Source organism: Lactobacillus helsingborgensis, from assembly GCF_000970855.1.
Classification (GTDB): domain Bacteria; phylum Bacillota; class Bacilli; order Lactobacillales; family Lactobacillaceae; genus Lactobacillus; species Lactobacillus helsingborgensis.
Map to the genome: position 1 here is coordinate 1 of NZ_KQ034049.1, position 724 is coordinate 724.

The window sequence follows — 724 nt, forward strand, 5'->3', positions numbered from 1 at the left end:
GGAACATGAATTATCTAAAAATTTAATAATGAAAGGAAATTAACGAATGAAGTATCTATTTAAATATGTGAGACAGGAGCCTTTGCGTGTTTTACTGGTAGTTATTTTACAAGTGATTTGCTCTTTGTTTAGAGTAGCTAATAGTATTTTTAATATTTTTATTTTAAATAGCTTAGTTAAATTTGATTTTAGAGCTTTTGTGTCTTATATATTGCTAAATATATTACTTTTTGTTGTAATGACAGTCTTTTTATTTTTAAATTTAGTTGAACAAGCAAAAGTAATTCAGCTTTTGAGCTTACATGTAAAACAGGATATTATTTCGCATATTTCAAAGTATTCTGTAGAAAAATTTAATGAGTATGACACTAGTGTTTATTCATCTTGGTTAACCAATGATATGAACCTAATTGAAGGAAATGGATTTGGTAATTTATTTCAGTCAATTCAAATTATTACTGATCCACTATTTTCTATTATTGCTTTAATTAAATTCCATTGGACTTTTGTACCATTAATTTTGTTAATGACAGTTTTGACAATTTTTTTACCCCAATTAGTTAGAAAGCAATTGGCAACTAGTAATCTGTCAATGACTAAAGCAAATGCAAATGTATTAGATATTATTAATGATTGCTTAAGAGGCTTTTCGACGTTATCAGTTTTTGGTGTAGAGTATCAATTAGAACGTCGAATTACAGCATCTATGTTAAAAATGATTAAA

The 724-nt window shown here is 26.2% G+C and carries 1 protein-coding gene; it reads left to right on the forward strand.

Translation table 11 applies throughout. The annotated features are described in order from the left end of the window. Positions 1 to 46: 46 nt before the first annotated feature. On the forward strand, positions 47 to 724 hold a 678-nt coding region (locus JF73_RS08670), incomplete at its 3' end, for an ABC transporter transmembrane domain-containing protein (protein WP_046327881.1).